This window comes from Yimella lutea (assembly GCF_006715095.1).
In the GTDB taxonomy this organism is placed as follows: domain Bacteria; phylum Actinomycetota; class Actinomycetes; order Actinomycetales; family Dermatophilaceae; genus Yimella; species Yimella lutea.
Window position 1 is genome coordinate 773,607 of the sequence record NZ_VFMO01000001.1, and the last position, 15,255, is coordinate 788,861.

The window sequence follows — 15,255 nt, forward strand, 5'->3', positions numbered from 1 at the left end:
TCGTGATCATTCGACTCCCCGGCTCTCCCACGCACCAAACGTATGTCCGTCCGGTGACACCCATCCGACGCGGCCGTTGCAGGAGCGACCCAGCGCGACAGATCCCGCGGTCGAGGGTGACGAGAAGACGTCGAACACGAATGGCGACCGGCCGTCGCGCGTCAGCGCTTTGAGCCTTACGTCGGCCGGCAGACCCTCGGCGTACATCCCCGACTGCCACTCGACGCCGCTGAGCGTCGTGCCCTGCGGTTTAGCTTCAACCACACCGTCGACGCGCTGATCGACGTACAGCAGGTAGTCGGCCCGGCCTTGCCCGGACTTCATCGTGACTTCGCGGCACGCGACACCTTGCGCGGCGAACAGGTTCAGCGCCTTCTTGTCCTGAACGACCCAGCCGGCTTCGGTCAGCTGACGGTCGATCAACACCCGCGCACGCGCCTCGGCAGTAAGCCGAGGGTCCCGTGGCGCATTCATAGTGTTCGCAGGTTACTTGCTTGCATGCATGTCGGCAGCGTTTGGGAAATGAGCGACCGTGCGTGACATTCGTTGGAACGGTGCGCTGAGAGTCGGTGCTGTCAGAGGTCAGCTGCAGACTCAGGACATGAGTACAGAACTGGTCCTCTCCCTCCTTGCTCTTCTTGTCTCGATCGTCTCCGTTGGCGTTGCCGGCGGGAGCATGCGGCAGGCACGACGCTCGGCGAATGCCGCGGAAGCACAGGTTGCCGGTCAACGGGAATCGAACATCGCCGCTGCGCAGCCCTATGTCTGGGCAGACGTGCGCGGAGACGATGCGCAGGGGCAGAGGCTGATCCTTCTCGTCGGTAACTCGGGGCCGACGGTTGCCGAGAACGTGCGCGTCAACTTCGATCCGCCCTTGCCGCGGTCAGGTGACCTGAAAGATCTCACCAGCGCCGCACTCGGCAGGCTGCAGGATGGTTTCTCCTCCGTTGCTCCAGGGCATGTGCACTCATGGCCTCTGGGGCTCGCTGCCGAGTTGCTCAGGTCTCCAGACGCGCAGATTCACACCGTTACCGTCGACGCCGACGGCCCGTTTGGTGCAGTTCCGTCGCTGACCTACGTGATCAACCTGTCAGACTTCCGCGAGTCCATCGACAGCCCGTCCGGCACGATCCACAAGTTGACGAAGGCTGTTGACCGGGTCTCTGCGGAGATCAAGAAGCTGCATTGAAGGCGCAGGGGCGCAGTGTCTGACGCAGATCAGATGCCGTCGTGACCAGTCCGGCAGTCCGAACAAGGACAACGAAAAACCGGCCCTGATCAACAGAGCCGGCTCGCCATGGTCGGGGTGACAGGATTTGAACCTGCGACCTCTTCGTCCCGAACGAAGCGCGCTACCAAGCTGCGCCACACCCCGTGGCCTGCGTACGTTGGCGCTTTTGGCGATACCCGCACGCAGCAAGTGGAGACTTTACCGGTTGACAGGGCAATCTCCCAATCGGGTTCAGACGCGCGGGGTGTCGAGATGTGCGCGGGTCAGGACGCGAGCAGATCTCGAGACCTCAGGCATCTGTCAGGACTTCGGGACGAGGGTCAGCAGCGTCGCCTCGGGGCGGCAGGCCAGGCGTACCGGCGTGTACTTGTTGTGCCCGAGGCCGGCCGAGACATGTAGCCAGGCGGCATCGTCCGGAGCCTGCGACGACGGAGCGTTGTCGGCGCCGGGCCACCAACGCGACAGTCCCTTGACCCGCTCTGTTCCGAGATCGCAGTTGGTGACCAGGGCGCCGTAACCGGGAACGCAGATCTGGCCGCCGTGCGTGTGACCGGCCATCACCATCGATGCGCCGTCCGCGGTCATCGCGTCGAGCACGCGAAGGTACGGCGCGTGGACGACACCGACCGTGAGATCGGCGTCTGTTGCGGCGGGCCCGGCGACCTTGTCGTACTCGTCGTAACCCAGGTGCGGATCGTCCACCCCGACCAGTTCGACGTCCAGGTCACCGATCGGGACGCGGGCGCGCACGTCAGTGAGGTTCGTCCAGCCACCGGCTTCGAACCCGCGCACCATGTTCTTCCAGGGCAGCGACGGCACGCCCATCTGGTCGCCCTGCTTGTGCGAGGAGTTGAAGTACCGGAATGGGTTGCGCCGTGCCGGGGCGAAGTAGTCGTTGGAGCCGAGCACGAACGCGCCGGGGAAGTCCATCAGCGGTGCCATCGTGCGCAGCACCGCCGGCACCGCGTTGAGATCGGAGCAGTTGTCGCCGGTGTTGACCACGAAGTCGGGCTCGAGGCGCGCGAGGTCCTGAACCCACTCGATGCGGCGGGCCTGGCGCGGCACCAGGTGCAGGTCACTGAGGTGCAGCACGCGCACCGGGTCGGCACTCTCGGGCAGAACGGGCACGGTCACCTCACGCAATGCGTACCAGTTGCGTTCGACCAGGCTCGACCAGCCGAGGGTCGCGGCCCCGAGAGCGCCGACGGCGACAGCTGAACGAGTGAGCGAGTGCATCCGCTCATCGTCGCACGGTGGTGACGGGGCACCGAAACGTCCGGGCGACAATTCGGGTGAGGGCGGTGTGACCGGAGTGGGACACTGAACCCATGACGCTCAAGCAGACGCTCCAGTCCGACCTCAACCAAGCGATGAAGAGCCGCGACAAAGTGACCGCCGGTGCGTTGCGCATGACGATCGCCGCCGTGAAGACCGCTGAGGTTTCCGGTGACACCGCCAAGGAACTGACCGACGACGAGACGCTCAAGGTCATCACCAAAGAAGCCAAGAAGCGTCGCGAGGCCGCCGATGCCTATGACGCAGCGAACCGTCCCGAGCTCGCCGAGCAGGAGCGCGCCGAACTCGTCGTACTCGAGAAGTATCTGCCCGCCCAGCTCAGCGACGCCGAACTCGACCAGATGGTCGCCGAAGCCGTCACCGAGTCCGGCGCCACCAACATCGGCGGCATGGGCAAGGTCATGAAGATCCTCCAGCCCAAGATCGCCGGTCGCGCGGACGGCGGCAAGATCGCCGCAGCCGTGAAGCGCGCGCTCAGCTGAGGCGACAAACGAAAGGCCCCGCCGATGGCGGGGCCTTTCGTGAACGGGCTGATCAGTTCGGTGAGACGGCCGGCGCGATCGTCGGCTGGGTGGACGAGGGACGACGTCCGGTGCTCGGGTAGATCGTGATCGTCGCACCCTTGGCCACCTTCTCGCCGCCCTCAGGTGTCGAGCCCATGATCAGACCCTCGAACAGCCGGGCGTCCTGGGCCGGCCCCTGCTTCACCTTGAAGCCGGCCGACTCCAGCATGGACGTCGCGTTGTCGGGCGTCTGTCCCTTGACATTGGGGACGCGCACCTTGTTACCGTCCAGGAACTCCGACGACGGAGCGGCGAACTTCCTCTCCGGTTTGCCCCGGAGCGCGTCGTCCATGATCGTCTTCCAGATGGGCGCGGCGATCGTCGAGCCGTAGAGGTAGCCGTCGTAGTACTTGCCGCCGAGCCGGACGTCCTTCAGCGTCTTCTCGTTGTCGGCGTGGCCGACCCACACGGCCGTCGCCAGTTCCGGGGTGTAGCCGGCGAACCAGCTCTGCGTGGCGCCTTCCACGGTGCCGGTCTTGCCGGCTGCCGGACGATCCCCTGCGAGACGAGACGCGTAGGCGGTACCACCCGGCTTCAACACGTTCTCGAAGACCTTCGTCACGGTACGTGCGACGTCCTTGGAGAGCAGCTGCTTGCAGCCGGCCTGGGCCAGCTTCAACTGCTTGCCGTTCGCGTCGGCGATCGACTTGACCGGACGCGGGGTGCAGTAGACGCCGTCCGCCGCCACGGTGGCGTAGGCGTTCGCGAGGTCCAGAGCCGTCACCGGCTCCGAGCCGAGGATGATGCCGGAGGGCGACTTGCCGATCTCAGTGCCGTCACCGTTGCGCACTCCCATCTTGGTCATCGTCGCGTGCACGTCGCAGGCGCCGAGTTCGGAGACGAGCTGGGCGAACGCGGTGTTGATCGAACCGGCGGTCGCCTCGATGACCGGCATCGGTCCACCGGATTCGTGACCTTCGGAGTTGTGGACGTCCCAGTTCTCACCGGGAGCCAGTCCGCATTCACCCGGGAACTGCTTGTTGGTGAACCGGACGAAGTTGCCGTTCTTGTCCTTGCCGCTGAACTTCGGAACGTTGATGTCGCCCTCGATGTCACGACCCTGCTGGACCGCGCTCACGATCGCGAAGAACTTCGCGGTCGAGCCGATCGTGAAGCCCTGGCCACCGCCCATGTTCAGCGGGACGGTGTAGTTGATCGCGCTCTTCCCGGCGGTGGTGTTATTGCTGTACGCGGTGTTCTGACCGGTCGCGAGGACCAGCCCGGTGCCCGGCTGGATCGTCAGCGCTGCGGCCTGCACGTTCTCGGAGTTCGCGACCGGCACCTTCGACTTGATGTCCTTGTCCATCTTGGCCGCCAGCTTGGGGTCGAACGAGGTCTGGATCGTCAGCCCGCCACCCTTGAGCGCGGCCTCGCGCTCCTTGCGGGTCTTGCCGAGCGACGGCTCGTTGAGCAGCCAGTTGTAGACGTAGTAACAGAAGTACGGGTACTTCGAGCTGGCGCACGAACTGCTGATGTTGGTGACCTTGAGGTCGGACTTCAGATCGTGGCTGGTCGCGTCCGTGTATTCCTTGTAGGAGATCATCTGCTGGGCATACATCTTGCCGAGCACCTGGTTGCGGCGCTTGGTGGCCGCCTCCGGGTTGTTGATCGGGTCGGTGACGCCGGGCGCGTTCACCACGCCGGCCAGCGTGGCGGCCTGCGGCAGAGTGAGCTGCGAGGCGGAGCGGCCGTAGTAGTGGCGGGCCGCGGCCTCGACGCCGTACTGCTGGTCGCCGAAGTACACGAGGTTGAGGTATCCGTCCAGGATCTGCTGCTTGGTGTACTTCTGCTCCAGAGACACCGCGTACTTCAGTTCCTGCAGCTTTCGCACGTACCCCTGCATGCCCGATCGGGCGACGGACGCCGCTGCGGCGTCCTTGTTGCCGGAGGCCAGCGCCTTGTTCTGCAGGGCGACCTTCACGTACTGCTGGGTGAGGGTCGAGGCACCCTGGGTGCCGGCGCTCAGGATGTTGGTGCTGATCGCGCGCAGCAGACCCTTGGGGTCGACACCGCCGTGCTCGAAAAAGCGCTCGTCCTCGATCGCCACCTGCGCCTGCTGCATCACCGGTGCGATCTTGTTCAGCGGCACCACGATTCGGTTCTCGTTGAACGGTGTGCCGATCACGGTGCCGTCGGAGGCGAGGATGCGGGATTGCTGGGCCAACGGGTTCATCTGGAAGTCGGCCGGCATCTGGTTGAACATCTTGATGCCGTTGTTGGTCGCCTGGCCCGCGACACCCACCGCGGGGATGACGAGACCGGCCGTCAGCAGGCCCATCGTCATGGCGACCGCGACGAAGCCGCCGAGCATAGACATGACGCTGGCGATCCGGGAGGTTTGGCGCATGGAAGGAAGGGTAACCCGCCGACCTGGGTAAGCCCGGAATCCGCGTTTCGCGTGAACATCGGCCAGGGGACGTGCGCCAGGGTTGCGGCGAAGGATAACAAAAAGAAGGTAAAGATTGGGTCTTCCCACAACGTGACGCCGCTTGTATTATCGCGATTAGTAGGACAGATGACCTGGATACCCGGGTCCTCCAACGAAGACGTGGTCTCCGCATGCAGTTCGCGGTGACACGGGGGCGCGTTGGCGGGGCGGAATGTCCAGCAGTGCCCGAGGAGGCAGCTGTGACCGTTGTTGCACCCGACACCGTGATGTGGGACGAGAACTGGGCCGGACGTGCGTCCTGCCGAGCCGGTAGTCCCGACGACCTTTTCGCCAAGGGGGCTGCTCAGCAGAGCGCCAAGGTGATCTGCCAGCGCTGCCCGGTCGTGGCCGAGTGCCTGGCCGATGCGCTCGACAACCGCACCGAGTACGGCGTCTGGGGTGGCATGACCGAACGCGAGCGCCGTGCGCTGCTTCGTCGTCGCCCTGAGGTGAAGTCCTGGGCTCAGTTGTTCCGTGCTGCGCGTGCCGACGGCTTGGGCTGACTCAGCCGGCGAGTTCCTCGCCGATCTCGCGTAGTTCCGCGATGTCGTTGACGTCGTGACCTGCTGCGGCCACCTGGCCGACCGGCACCTGCGGGTGCAGTAATCGGAATCGGTCGATCGCCTCGGCGTGCCGCACGCCGAGTTCGGTGACATCAGCGTGCAGCCGAAGCAGTGCGGCGGTGTCCGTCGGTCGCCATCCGCTTGACCGGTCCGGTACCTCGTCCATCGCGTCCGCTGCGCTAAGTGCTCGCGCTGCATTGACCGACGGCACGTACGTCATTTGCACCCGGTTGACCACCAGCCCGGCCAACGGCATGCCGTCCTCCTCCAGACGGTCGACGAAGTACGCGGCCTCTCGCAGTGCGTCCCGTTCCGGGGTCGCGACGACGACGAAGGCTGTTGCCGGATCTTTCAGCAGCGCGTACGTATGGTCGGCACGCTCGCGGAACCCACCGAACATCGTCTCCAGTGCGGCGATGAATGTCTGTGCGTCCGAAAGTAATTGGGCACCGAGGATCTTCGACATCACGGTCGTCACCGACGAGACGCCGACACTCATCAGCTTCAGATAGGCCCGGCCACCTGCTCGGGCCGGCGCCGTCATCAAGCGGATGAAGCGACCGTCCAGGAAGGTGCCCAAGCGCTCGGGGGCGTCCAGGAAGTCCAGCGCCGAACGCGACGGGGGAGTGTCGACGACGACGAGGTCCCATCGCAGCTCTCCGTCGGCAGCCGTCTCGCTCATGAGCTGACCGAGTCGCTCCATCGCCATGTACTCCTGGGTGCCGGCGAAGGAACTGGAAACGGCTTGGTAGAAGGGGTTGTCGAGAATCTGCTGAACCTTCTCCGGTGCGGCGTGCCGGATCACCACCTCATCGAAGGTGCGCTTCATGTCGAGCATCATCGCGTCGAGCGATCCGCCCGCCGAGGCATCGATGGTCGTGACCGGCTCGGGTTCGTTGTCGAGGTGCTCGAGACCGATCGCCTGCGCCAATCGCTTCGCGGGGTCGATCGTCAGTACCGCGACGCGGCGTCCCTGTTCGGCGGCACGGATCGCGATCGCGGCGGACGTCGTGGTCTTGCCCACACCGCCGGAGCCGCAGCAAACGATGGTACGGATCGCCTCGTCGTGCAACAGGTCGTCGATCGAGAACTCGCTGCTCATCGCACACCTTCCATCAGTGCGGCGGACAGGTGGCGCAGGCCGCCGGCATCGACGCCGCCGGGGACGAACGGCAGGTGCACGATCGGACGATCGAGCGCGCGCAGGTCGGCGAGTTCCTCGGCCTGCAGGTCGAGTCGGTCACCGAGGTCGCGTCCGGCTTGGACGAGTCCGTTGACCAGAGTCGGGCCGACGCGCAATCCGCTTGCGGCCAGGTCTGATTCGAGGTCTGCGAGGTCGGCGTCGTCGGACTGCAGATGCGCCAGCGCGCGCTTGCTGAGCACGTCCGCGCGCTCCTGATTGACCACGACATTTCCGATCGAGAGTCCTAAGCCCCGCAGTTCGCCGGCGGCGTCGAGCGTCTCCTGCACCGGCATCTCCTCCAGCAACGTGACCAGATGGACGAGCGTGTCCGGGCCGGTCAGCAACTGCATGATCGATTCGGCCTGCGACTTGATCGGTCCGACCTTCGCCAGCCCGGCGACCTCCTGGTTGACGTTGAGGAAGCGTCCGATGCGTCCGGTGGGTGGTGCGTCGAGCACGATCGCGTCGTAGATCTGGTCGTGGCGGACACCGCGCCGGGAGGTGCGTCGGCGGGCGGCTTCGTAGACCTTGCCGATGAGCAGGACGTCGCGCACGCCCGGTGCGATCGTGGTCGCGAAGTCGATCACGCCGAACCGTTCCAGCATCCCGCCGGCCATGCCGAGCTTGTAGAACATCTGCAGGTACTCCAGCAGCGCCGCCTTCGCATCGACCGAGATGCCCCAGACGCTGCCGCCGTCCGCGCCGCGCGCCACTCGCGTCTCGACCTCTCCCAACGGCGGGATGTCGAGCAGTTGACTGATGCCCTGCCGGCTCTCGACTTCGGCGAGCAGGACCTGTTTGCCGCGGTCGGCCAGTGCAAGGGCGAGCGCGCCGGCGACGGTTGTCTTGCCGGTGCCGCCCTTGCCGGTCACGATGTGCACACGCGCGCCGTCCCAGGTCATGGAGTCACCCTAGCTGCGGGCGAACAGCGTCCGGATCGAATCGATCGTGACGTCGAACGCATCGGTTCCGGGCGTGATGAGCGGCCAGTGATCGGCGCCGGGAATCTCCACCAGTCGGGCTCCGGTGCGCTGCGCGTAGTGGCGCGAGATCTCGATCGGGACGTCGAGATCCGCGTCCCCGTGGACCGCCACGACCGGCTGCCGAGGCGGGAGCCGGATGGGGTCGGCGTTCGATGGTGGCGCACCGTCGAACAACGCTCGCACTGCGCCGGCGCCGAGCCCGTCGTGGTCTGCCGAGCGCAGGTCGAGACAGCCGGCCAGGCTGACCGCACCGACGAGTCCGGCACCTTCGGGTTGGTGCAACGACCAGACCGCGAGCTGTCCGCCGGCGGAGTGTCCGACGATCACCGCCGGTACGCCGCCCAGGTGTGCCAATGCCGCACGGATGTCGGCCGAAATGACCGGCCACCGCCCGCTCTCGGGACGTCGGTATTCGACGAGTGAGACCTCGAAACCGTTGTCGCTCAAGGCGGCCGCCATCGGACGAAGGTGCTCGCGGTCGTACGCGGGTTTCCAGAATCCACCGTGCACCAGCACGACCAGGCCCGGGCCCGATCCGTCGTAGCGGTCGATCACCTGGTCCGCGGCCGGGCCGTACGGGAGGGTGCGATCCGGCCCCCGGGCCGGCTCGTCGGGCAGGCGGTCCACGGGGTACTCCTCGGTAGGCAAGGCCCGATGTGAAGGGTGTCTCACCGGTGCTAGCGTCGCAATGGTTTGCGCGTTCTAGGGAGAGTCAAGCATGGCCAAGGTCCTCCGCCCACTGAGCGGATCGGGCACACCGCACGTCGTCGTCGTCGGAGCCGGGATGGTCGGTCTGTCGACCGCCTGGTACTTGCAGGAGCACGGCGTGCAGGTCACTGTCATCGAGCGGTCGGGTGTTGCGGCGGGTAGTTCGTGGGGCAACGCGGGGTGGATCTCGCCGGGTCTGTGCGTGCCGCTCTCGGACCCGTCGGTGCTCAAGTACGGGCTGAAGGCCGTGCTCGACCCGGACTCTCCGCTGTTCATCCCGCTGAAGCCTGACGTCCGGCTCGCGTCCTTCCTGCTCGGGTTCGCCCGCCGCTGCACCCCGGGTCAGTGGAGGAAGACGATGGACCTCTTCGTGCCGGTGAACCGTCTGGCCATCGGTGCGTACGACGAACTCGAGAGCAACGGTGTCGCGGCGAGGTCCCACGAGGCGCCGATCATGGCAGCGTTCCGCAGGGCCGAGGACGCGAAGGGCCTCGAGCACGAGATCGAACTCATCCACGAAGCAGGCCTCGACCTCGAGGCCACCGAGGTCGACAACGCCACCCTGCGGGCTGAACTGCCGATCATCAGCCCCGACGTGGAGAAGGCGATCCGACTCGGCGGACAGCGTTACATCAACCCCGGCGAGTACGTCGACGCGCTGGCGCAGGCCGTGCAGGAGCGTGGCGGACGACTGGTCATCGGTGCGAACGCTCGCGCCCTGCGTCACGGCCCCGGCGGAGTGACCGTCGAGATGATGAGCGGCGAGCCGGTGTCCGGTGACGCCGTCGTGATCGCCACCGGTGCCTGGCTGCCCGAGCTCGCCAAGACATGTGGCGTCCGTGTGCCAGTGCGGGCCGGCCGCGGCTACAGCTTCTCCGTCTCGGTCACCGACGAGAACGCGCGTCCGGTGCCGTGCCCGGTCTACTTCCCGCACGAGCGGGTGGCGTGCACGCCGCTCGGCGATCGGCTGCGGGTCGGCGGGACGATGGAGTTCGCCGGCACCGAGGACCCGCTGAGCGCCGACCGCGTGGCCGCCATTCGCCGCAGCGGCGAACCGTTGCTCACCGGAGTGAACTGGGACGACCAGCAGGACGTCTGGGTCGGCGGCCGTCCGGTGACCGTCGACGGTCTGCCCCTGATCGGCGAGACCAAGGTGCCGGGTGTCTACGTCAACGGCGGCCACGGCATGTGGGGCATCACCCTCGGCCCGCTGTCCGGCAGGCTGCTCGCCGAGCAGATGGTCACCGGTCAGGTGCCCTGCGAACTCACGCCCTTCTCACCGACGCGATAATCGAACCGACCAGCTTCTCTCTTCAGACAGGAATCGCCATGACCAAGTGGGAGTACGCCACCGTCCCGTTGATCGTCCACGCCACCAAGCAGATCCTCGACCAATGGGGTGAGGACGGCTGGGAGCTGGTGCAGGTCCTCACCGGTGACAACGGCAACCTCGTCGCCTACCTCAAGCGCCAGAAGGGCTGATCCCAGATGTCCGAAGTCGAGAACCGGCTGTCCGAACTCGGGCTGACCGTCCCCGCAGTCGCCGCCCCCGTCGCCGCATACGTGCCGGCGATCCGTGACGGCAACATCGTGATGACCTCCGGCCAGTTGCCGATGGTCGACGGCAAGCTCGCCGCAACCGGCAAGGTCGGTGCCGAAGTCTCGCCCGAGGACGCCGCCCAGCTGGCTCAGACCTGCGCACTGAACGCGATCGCTGCGGTGAAGAGCATCGTCGACGACCTCGACAGCGTGCGCGTGGTCAAGGTCGTTGGCTTCGTGGCCAGCGACCCCTCGTTCACCGGTCAGCCGGCCGTGATCAACGGTGCCAGCGAACTGTTCGCCAAGGCGTTCGGTGAGAACGGCGCGCACGCCCGCTCGGCCGTCGGCGTCGCAGTGCTGCCGCTCGACGCGCCGGTCGAGGTCGAAGTCACGGTGTCGGTGCGCGACTGATGAACGACCAGCCGCGGGTGATCGAACGCCTGTGGCAGCCTGCCCCGAAACTCGGCGGGCTCGCGTCGGACTGGGTCCACGCGGGTTCGCCGGGCGGGGTGCAAGCCCGGCGGGCCGCCACCGTCATGCTGCTGCGTGACGAGCCCGGTGGGGTCGAGGTCTTCATGATGCGCCGGGTCGCCACGATGGCATTCGCGCCGTCGATGTGGGTCTTCCCCGGCGGAGGCGTCGACGACCGCGACGCGCATGTGTTGCCGGCGTGGGCCGGGCCCTCGCCGCAGGAGTGGAGCGAGCGTCTCGGCGAACCCGTCGACGTCGCGACCTCCCTGGTCGTCGCGGCCGCTCGGGAGGTCTTCGAGGAGTCCGGAGTGCTGCTCGCCGCACGCGGCGACGACGCGATCGTGTCGCCGGACGAGCACCCCGAGCGGGACGCCGACCGCGCAGCGCTGCTTGCCAGGGAGGTGTCGTTCGCGCAGCTGCTGCAACAGCGCGGCATGACCCTGCGGACAGATCTGCTGCAGGCGCAGGATCACTGGGTGACGCCGGAGTTCGAGCCCAAGCGGTACGACACCTGGTTCTTCGCCGCGCTCATGCCCGACGGGCAGGACGCCGACGACCAGACCACCGAGTCCGACATCAGCCGGTGGGTGCGCCCCGCCGATCTGTTGGCCGATCTGGAGTCCGGCGATGCCGTGATGTTGCCACCGACCGAGTTGCAGCTGGAACGCATCCGACGGGCCCCGGACGCGCAGGCGATGGTGCGCCTTCGTCCGCCGCTGATGACCGTCATGCCGGTTGCCGAGATGGGACCCGAAGGAGTTCGGCTCCGCACCCGGTATTACGGGTGATCCGACGGTTACCGTTCATTCATGACCGAAGTTGTTTGGACCGGCGGCGCCGTCAGCGACCGCTCCGCAGTGATCCTGTGCCCCAACCCGGGACCGATGACGTTGGAGGGCACCAACACCTGGGTGCTGCACTCGACCTCGACCGACGAGGTGATCGTCGTCGACCCAGGCCCGCTCGACGAGGAGCACCTCACCGCGATCGAGAACTACGTCGAGCAGATCGGCGCCCGCGTTGCGCTGACATTGGTGACCCACGGTCACTTCGACCACGACGAGGGCGTGCCCCTATGGGTGGAGCGCACCGGTTCACCCGTGCGTGGCGCCGGCCGCGGCGAGTCCTTCGAGGACGGCGACCGGATCTCGTCGGGCGACATCGACCTTCGCGTACTGGTGACGCCCGGCCACACCAAGGACTCCGTGTCCTTCGCCTGGGACGAGGAGCGTCTGCTGCTCACCGGCGACACCGTGCTGGGACGCGGCACCTCGATCGTGGCGCACCCCGACGGGAACCTGACCAGCTACCTGGCCTCGCTCGAAGCGCTTTACGCGGCGGCGTCCGAGGGTGGTTCGTTGCTCGCCCCCGGCCACGGGCCGGCCACGACCGATGCGGCAGCGGTCATCGACTTCTACCGCAAGCACCGCGCCGAGCGTCTCGAGCAGGTGCGCGCTGCGCTCAAGGACTCCGACCCGGACACCGAGGACCTCGCCCAGGCGATCGTCGAACTGGTGTACGCCGATGTGTCCAAGGACGTCTGGCCGGCGGCCAAGGCGACCGTGCAGGCGCAGTTGGAGTACCTCGAACTCCAGCGTTGAACCTAGCGGCTGCGGCGCTGCAGCCGCTCGACGTCCAGCAGCGTCACCGCGCGAGCCTCGAGCTTGACCCAACCGCGCGCGGAGAAATCGGCGAGGGCCTTGTTGACCGTCTCACGGGAAGCGCCGACCAGCTGGGCGAGCTCCTCCTGGGTGAGGTCGTGCGCGACCAGCACGCCTTCGTCCACCGGCTTGCCGAAACGCAGGGAGAGGTCCAGCAAGGCCTTGGCGACGCGTCCGGGGACGTCGGTGAACACGAGGTCGCCGAGGGCCTCGTTGGTGCGGCGCAACCGGCGGGCCAGCGCGGTGAGCATGGTCATCGCCACTTCGGGGCGGCTGCTCAGGAAGTCGCTCATCGCCTGGTGGCCGATGCCGACGAGTTCGGTGTCGGCGACGGCGGTCGCGGTGGCGGTGCGGGCGCCCGGGTCGAACAGCGACAGCTCACCGAGCATCTCGCCGCGGCCGAGGATGGCCAGCAGGTTCTCGCGTCCGTCGGGGGAGCGTCGGCCCAGCTTCACCTTGCCGTCGGTGATCACGTAGAGCGAGTCGCCCTGATCGCCCTCGTGGAACAGTTCCTGCCCGCGGGGCACCTTGGTGCGGGTCATCGACTCCAGCAGCGCCTCGGCCGCCTGGTCGTCCAACGCTGCGAAGAGAGGTGCTTTGCGCACGGATTGGGTGTCCACGAGGGTCAGTCTGCCACGGCAGTGGTGTATTTCACGTCCGCCTCGGCCGGGTGGCTGATGATCCCGCACTCCCGCGGGGAGCCGGGTGTCGCCATCGGTCTCTAGGGTGAGTCACGTGAAGCCGATCGACATCGAGAACGAGACACCGGTGGCTCGCACCCGGCGCGCTCGCAAGACCTACCGGGTGCTCGCCGACTTCTACCCGTACGCGCACTGTGAACTCGACTTCGAGACGCCGCTGCAACTGCTCGTGGCGACGATCCTGTCGGCCCAGACGACGGACGTCGGGGTCAACAAGGTGACGCCGGTGCTGTTCGAGCGCTACCCCGACGCGAAAGCGCTCGCGGAGGCCGATCGCACCGAACTGGAGGAGCTGTTGCGTCCCACCGGGTTCTTCCGGGCCAAGGCGAACTCGGTGCAGACACTCGGCCAGGTGCTGGTCGAACGATTCGGGGGCGAGGTGCCGAACAAGCTCGCCCACCTCGTCACCCTGCCCGGTGTGGGCCGCAAGACCGCGAACGTCGTGCTGGGCAATGCTTTCGACGTCCCGGGCATCACGGTCGACACCCACTTCGGCCGGGTCGCCCGACGGCTCGGCTGGACCGACGAGACCGACCCGGTGAAGGTCGAGCACGCGATCGGTGAGCTGTTCCCGCGCAAGGAGTGGACGATGCTCAGCCACGTGCTGATCTTCCACGGCCGACGCATCTGTCACGCCAAGCGTCCGGCGTGCGGTGCGTGCCCGGTCGCGCGGTGGTGCCCGTCCTACGGCGAGGGCGAGATCGACGAGGACAAGGCGCGCAAGCTGTTGAAGTTCGAACTGGCGCCCGGGCGTGAGGACGACCTCGCACGCCTGCGCGCGGAGTACTCCTCGTGACCGCTCCCGTCCCGGCCTGGCTGCCGAGGTTGATGGAGCGGGCGGGCGCCGACGACTCGTTCTTCAACTCCTTCGGCCTGCCCGAGGGGCGGCGCTCGGCGGTGCTGATCCTCTTCGCCCCGCACCCCGACGCAGGCGAGGACGTGCTGCTCACCCAGCGCTCGGAGGTGATGCGCAAGCATCCCGGCCAGGTGTCGTTCCCCGGCGGCGGCATCGACCCGACGGACGCCGACGCGACAGCGGCCGCGCTGCGCGAGGCCCACGAGGAGGTCGACCTCGATGCGTCCGAGGTCACCGTGCTGGGCGAGTTGGCACCCGTACCGCTCACCGTCACCGGCTACCACGTCACCCCGGTGATCGGGTGGTGGCACGACCCGGGCGAGATCCACGCCAAGAGCCGGCAAGAGGTCGACCGCGTGGTGCGTGTCGCCCTGTCGGACCTCACCGATCCGGCCAACCGGTTCAGTGCCGTCCACCCGGCCCGCACCTTCAAGGCTCCGGCATTCGAGGTCGACGGCCTCTACGTCTGGGGTTTCACCGCGATCCTGCTCGACGCCGTCCTCAAGCTCGCCGGCCTGGAGCAGCCCTGGGATGTCGAGGACGAACGTCCGGTGCCTGCACGCTTCCTGCTCCGTTGATGCTCTGACACAAACACGAAGTCTGCGGTCCCTCGCGGGTCCGGGGACTTCGTGTCTTGAGTCAGGAAGCCTTCGGCGGCTTCAGCGCGGCAATCGTCTTCTCCGCGTTGTCGATCGTCTTGACCGGCTTGCCCTGCATCTTGCTCAGCGCGCTCTTGCCCATCAGGGCGAGGATCAGCGTGATCAGCAGCAGCACGCCACCGACGATCAGGAAGGCCGCCCAACGCGGAAGGCCCGCAGCGAACAGGCCCCATGCGCCGGCAGTGAGCAGGAAGCCGAGCGTGAAGAGACCGAAGATCCCTGCGCCGACGAGCAGGCCTGCACCCTTGCCGCCCTTGCTGACGTCTGACTTGATCTCCATCTTGGCAAGGGCGATCTCACCCTTGACGATCGACTGAAGATCCTGCGACGCATCAGCGACCAGCTGACCGAGTGTGCGCTCCTGGGCCATTCGAATTCCCTCCGAGACTTGCCGGGGACGGTTAACTACGCCG

General features: G+C 67.0%; 18 protein-coding genes and 1 tRNA gene. 10 read left to right on the forward strand and 9 right to left on the reverse strand.

The window, feature by feature from the left end:
- Window positions 1-6: 6 nt before the first annotated feature.
- Window positions 7-474 (reverse strand): DUF4357 domain-containing protein, encoded by a 468-nt coding sequence (locus FB459_RS03635; RefSeq protein WP_141927504.1) that lies wholly within the window; start codon window positions 472-474, stop codon window positions 7-9.
- A 127-nt stretch (window positions 475-601) separates the two neighbouring features.
- On the opposite strand from FB459_RS03635, the gene FB459_RS03640 reads away from it, so the two are divergent.
- Window positions 602-1,189 carry a hypothetical protein gene (locus tag FB459_RS03640; protein ID WP_141927505.1) on the forward strand — a complete coding sequence of 196 codons (588 nt, stop codon included), beginning with the start codon at window positions 602-604 and terminating at the stop codon, window positions 1,187-1,189.
- A 109-nt stretch (window positions 1,190-1,298) separates the two neighbouring features.
- Here the strand turns inward: FB459_RS03640 and FB459_RS03645 are convergent.
- Window positions 1,299-1,375, reverse strand: a tRNA-Pro gene (locus tag FB459_RS03645).
- Between the two features lie 156 nt (window positions 1,376-1,531).
- Window positions 1,532-2,467, reverse strand: coding sequence for a metallophosphoesterase (locus FB459_RS03650; protein WP_129624197.1), 936 nt, complete (start codon window positions 2,465-2,467; stop codon window positions 1,532-1,534).
- Window positions 2,468-2,559: 92 nt separating this feature from the next.
- Between FB459_RS03650 and FB459_RS03655 the strand changes: the two genes are divergently transcribed.
- Window positions 2,560-3,009 (forward strand): GatB/YqeY domain-containing protein, encoded by a 450-nt coding sequence (locus FB459_RS03655; protein WP_129624196.1) that lies wholly within the window; start codon window positions 2,560-2,562, stop codon window positions 3,007-3,009.
- 52 nt (window positions 3,010-3,061) lie between these two features.
- Here the strand turns inward: FB459_RS03655 and FB459_RS03660 are convergent, their stop codons facing one another.
- Window positions 3,062-5,437, reverse strand: coding sequence for a transglycosylase domain-containing protein (locus FB459_RS03660; RefSeq protein WP_141927506.1), 2,376 nt, complete (start codon window positions 5,435-5,437; stop codon window positions 3,062-3,064).
- A 308-nt stretch (window positions 5,438-5,745) separates the two neighbouring features.
- Here FB459_RS03660 and FB459_RS03665 point away from each other — a divergent pair, with 308 nt between their 5' ends.
- The gene (locus tag FB459_RS03665) at window positions 5,746-6,021 is read left to right on the forward strand and encodes a WhiB family transcriptional regulator (RefSeq protein ID WP_129624492.1); all 276 of its coding nucleotides are present in this window, start codon (window positions 5,746-5,748) and stop codon (window positions 6,019-6,021) included.
- A gap of 1 nt (window position 6,022) precedes the next feature.
- Here the strand turns inward: FB459_RS03665 and bagB are convergent, their stop codons facing one another.
- The 3 genes from bagB to FB459_RS03680 are packed head-to-tail and all read right to left on the reverse strand — an operon-like array spanning window position 6,023 to window position 8,874.
- A complete protein-coding gene (bagB, locus tag FB459_RS03670; RefSeq protein WP_141927507.1) occupies window positions 6,023-7,183 on the reverse strand; it encodes an ArsA family ATPase in 1,161 nt (386 codons plus the stop codon).
- Complete coding sequence (gene bagA, locus FB459_RS03675; RefSeq protein WP_141927508.1) at window positions 7,180-8,166, reverse strand: ATPase BagA; 987 nt, start codon at window positions 8,164-8,166, stop codon at window positions 7,180-7,182. Before bagA ends, bagB begins: the two co-directional genes overlap by 4 nt.
- Window positions 8,167-8,175: 9 nt before the next feature.
- Window positions 8,176-8,874 carry an alpha/beta fold hydrolase gene (locus FB459_RS03680; RefSeq protein ID WP_141927509.1) on the reverse strand — a complete coding sequence of 233 codons (699 nt, stop codon included), beginning with the start codon at window positions 8,872-8,874 and terminating at the stop codon, window positions 8,176-8,178.
- Window positions 8,875-8,965: 91 nt separating this feature from the next.
- Between FB459_RS03680 and FB459_RS03685 the strand changes: the two genes are divergently transcribed.
- Genes FB459_RS03685 through FB459_RS03705 form a run of 5 tightly spaced genes read left to right on the forward strand, consistent with a single transcriptional unit; the run spans window position 8,966 to window position 12,566 of the window.
- The gene (locus FB459_RS03685; RefSeq protein ID WP_141927510.1) at window positions 8,966-10,246 is read left to right on the forward strand and encodes an NAD(P)/FAD-dependent oxidoreductase; all 1,281 of its coding nucleotides are present in this window, start codon (window positions 8,966-8,968) and stop codon (window positions 10,244-10,246) included.
- Between the two features lie 38 nt (window positions 10,247-10,284).
- Window positions 10,285-10,437: a Sp36 family protein gene (gene sp36 / locus FB459_RS03690; RefSeq protein WP_129624190.1), complete on the forward strand. Its 153-nt coding sequence runs from the start codon at window positions 10,285-10,287 to the stop codon at window positions 10,435-10,437.
- Window positions 10,438-10,443: 6 nt separating this feature from the next.
- On the forward strand, window positions 10,444-10,905 hold the full coding sequence (locus FB459_RS03695; protein ID WP_141927511.1) for a RidA family protein: 462 nt from the start codon (window positions 10,444-10,446) through the stop codon (window positions 10,903-10,905).
- Window positions 10,905-11,753 (forward strand): NUDIX hydrolase, encoded by an 849-nt coding sequence (locus FB459_RS03700; RefSeq protein ID WP_141927512.1) that lies wholly within the window; start codon window positions 10,905-10,907, stop codon window positions 11,751-11,753. The genes FB459_RS03695 and FB459_RS03700 overlap by 1 nt, the downstream gene beginning before the upstream one ends.
- A gap of 21 nt (window positions 11,754-11,774) precedes the next feature.
- Window positions 11,775-12,566 (forward strand): MBL fold metallo-hydrolase, encoded by a 792-nt coding sequence (locus FB459_RS03705; protein ID WP_129624187.1) that lies wholly within the window; start codon window positions 11,775-11,777, stop codon window positions 12,564-12,566.
- 2 nt (window positions 12,567-12,568) lie between these two features.
- Here FB459_RS03705 and FB459_RS03710 read toward each other — a convergent pair whose 3' ends face one another.
- Complete coding sequence (locus FB459_RS03710; protein WP_205744631.1) at window positions 12,569-13,246, reverse strand: Crp/Fnr family transcriptional regulator; 678 nt, start codon at window positions 13,244-13,246, stop codon at window positions 12,569-12,571.
- A 115-nt stretch (window positions 13,247-13,361) separates the two neighbouring features.
- On the opposite strand from FB459_RS03710, the gene nth reads away from it, so the two are divergent.
- Together nth and FB459_RS03720 are read left to right on the forward strand one after the other, a co-directional pair.
- The gene (nth, locus tag FB459_RS03715; RefSeq protein ID WP_129624186.1) at window positions 13,362-14,123 is read left to right on the forward strand and encodes an endonuclease III; all 762 of its coding nucleotides are present in this window, start codon (window positions 13,362-13,364) and stop codon (window positions 14,121-14,123) included.
- Entirely contained in the window at window positions 14,120-14,761 is a 642-nt protein-coding gene (locus FB459_RS03720) for an NUDIX hydrolase (RefSeq protein ID WP_239702503.1), read from the forward strand. The genes nth and FB459_RS03720 overlap by 4 nt, the downstream gene beginning before the upstream one ends.
- 61 nt (window positions 14,762-14,822) lie before the next feature.
- Here FB459_RS03720 and FB459_RS03725 read toward each other — a convergent pair whose 3' ends face one another.
- Window positions 14,823-15,212, reverse strand: coding sequence for a phage holin family protein (locus FB459_RS03725; RefSeq protein ID WP_129624185.1), 390 nt, complete (start codon window positions 15,210-15,212; stop codon window positions 14,823-14,825).
- Window positions 15,213-15,255: the final 43 nt, after the last annotated feature.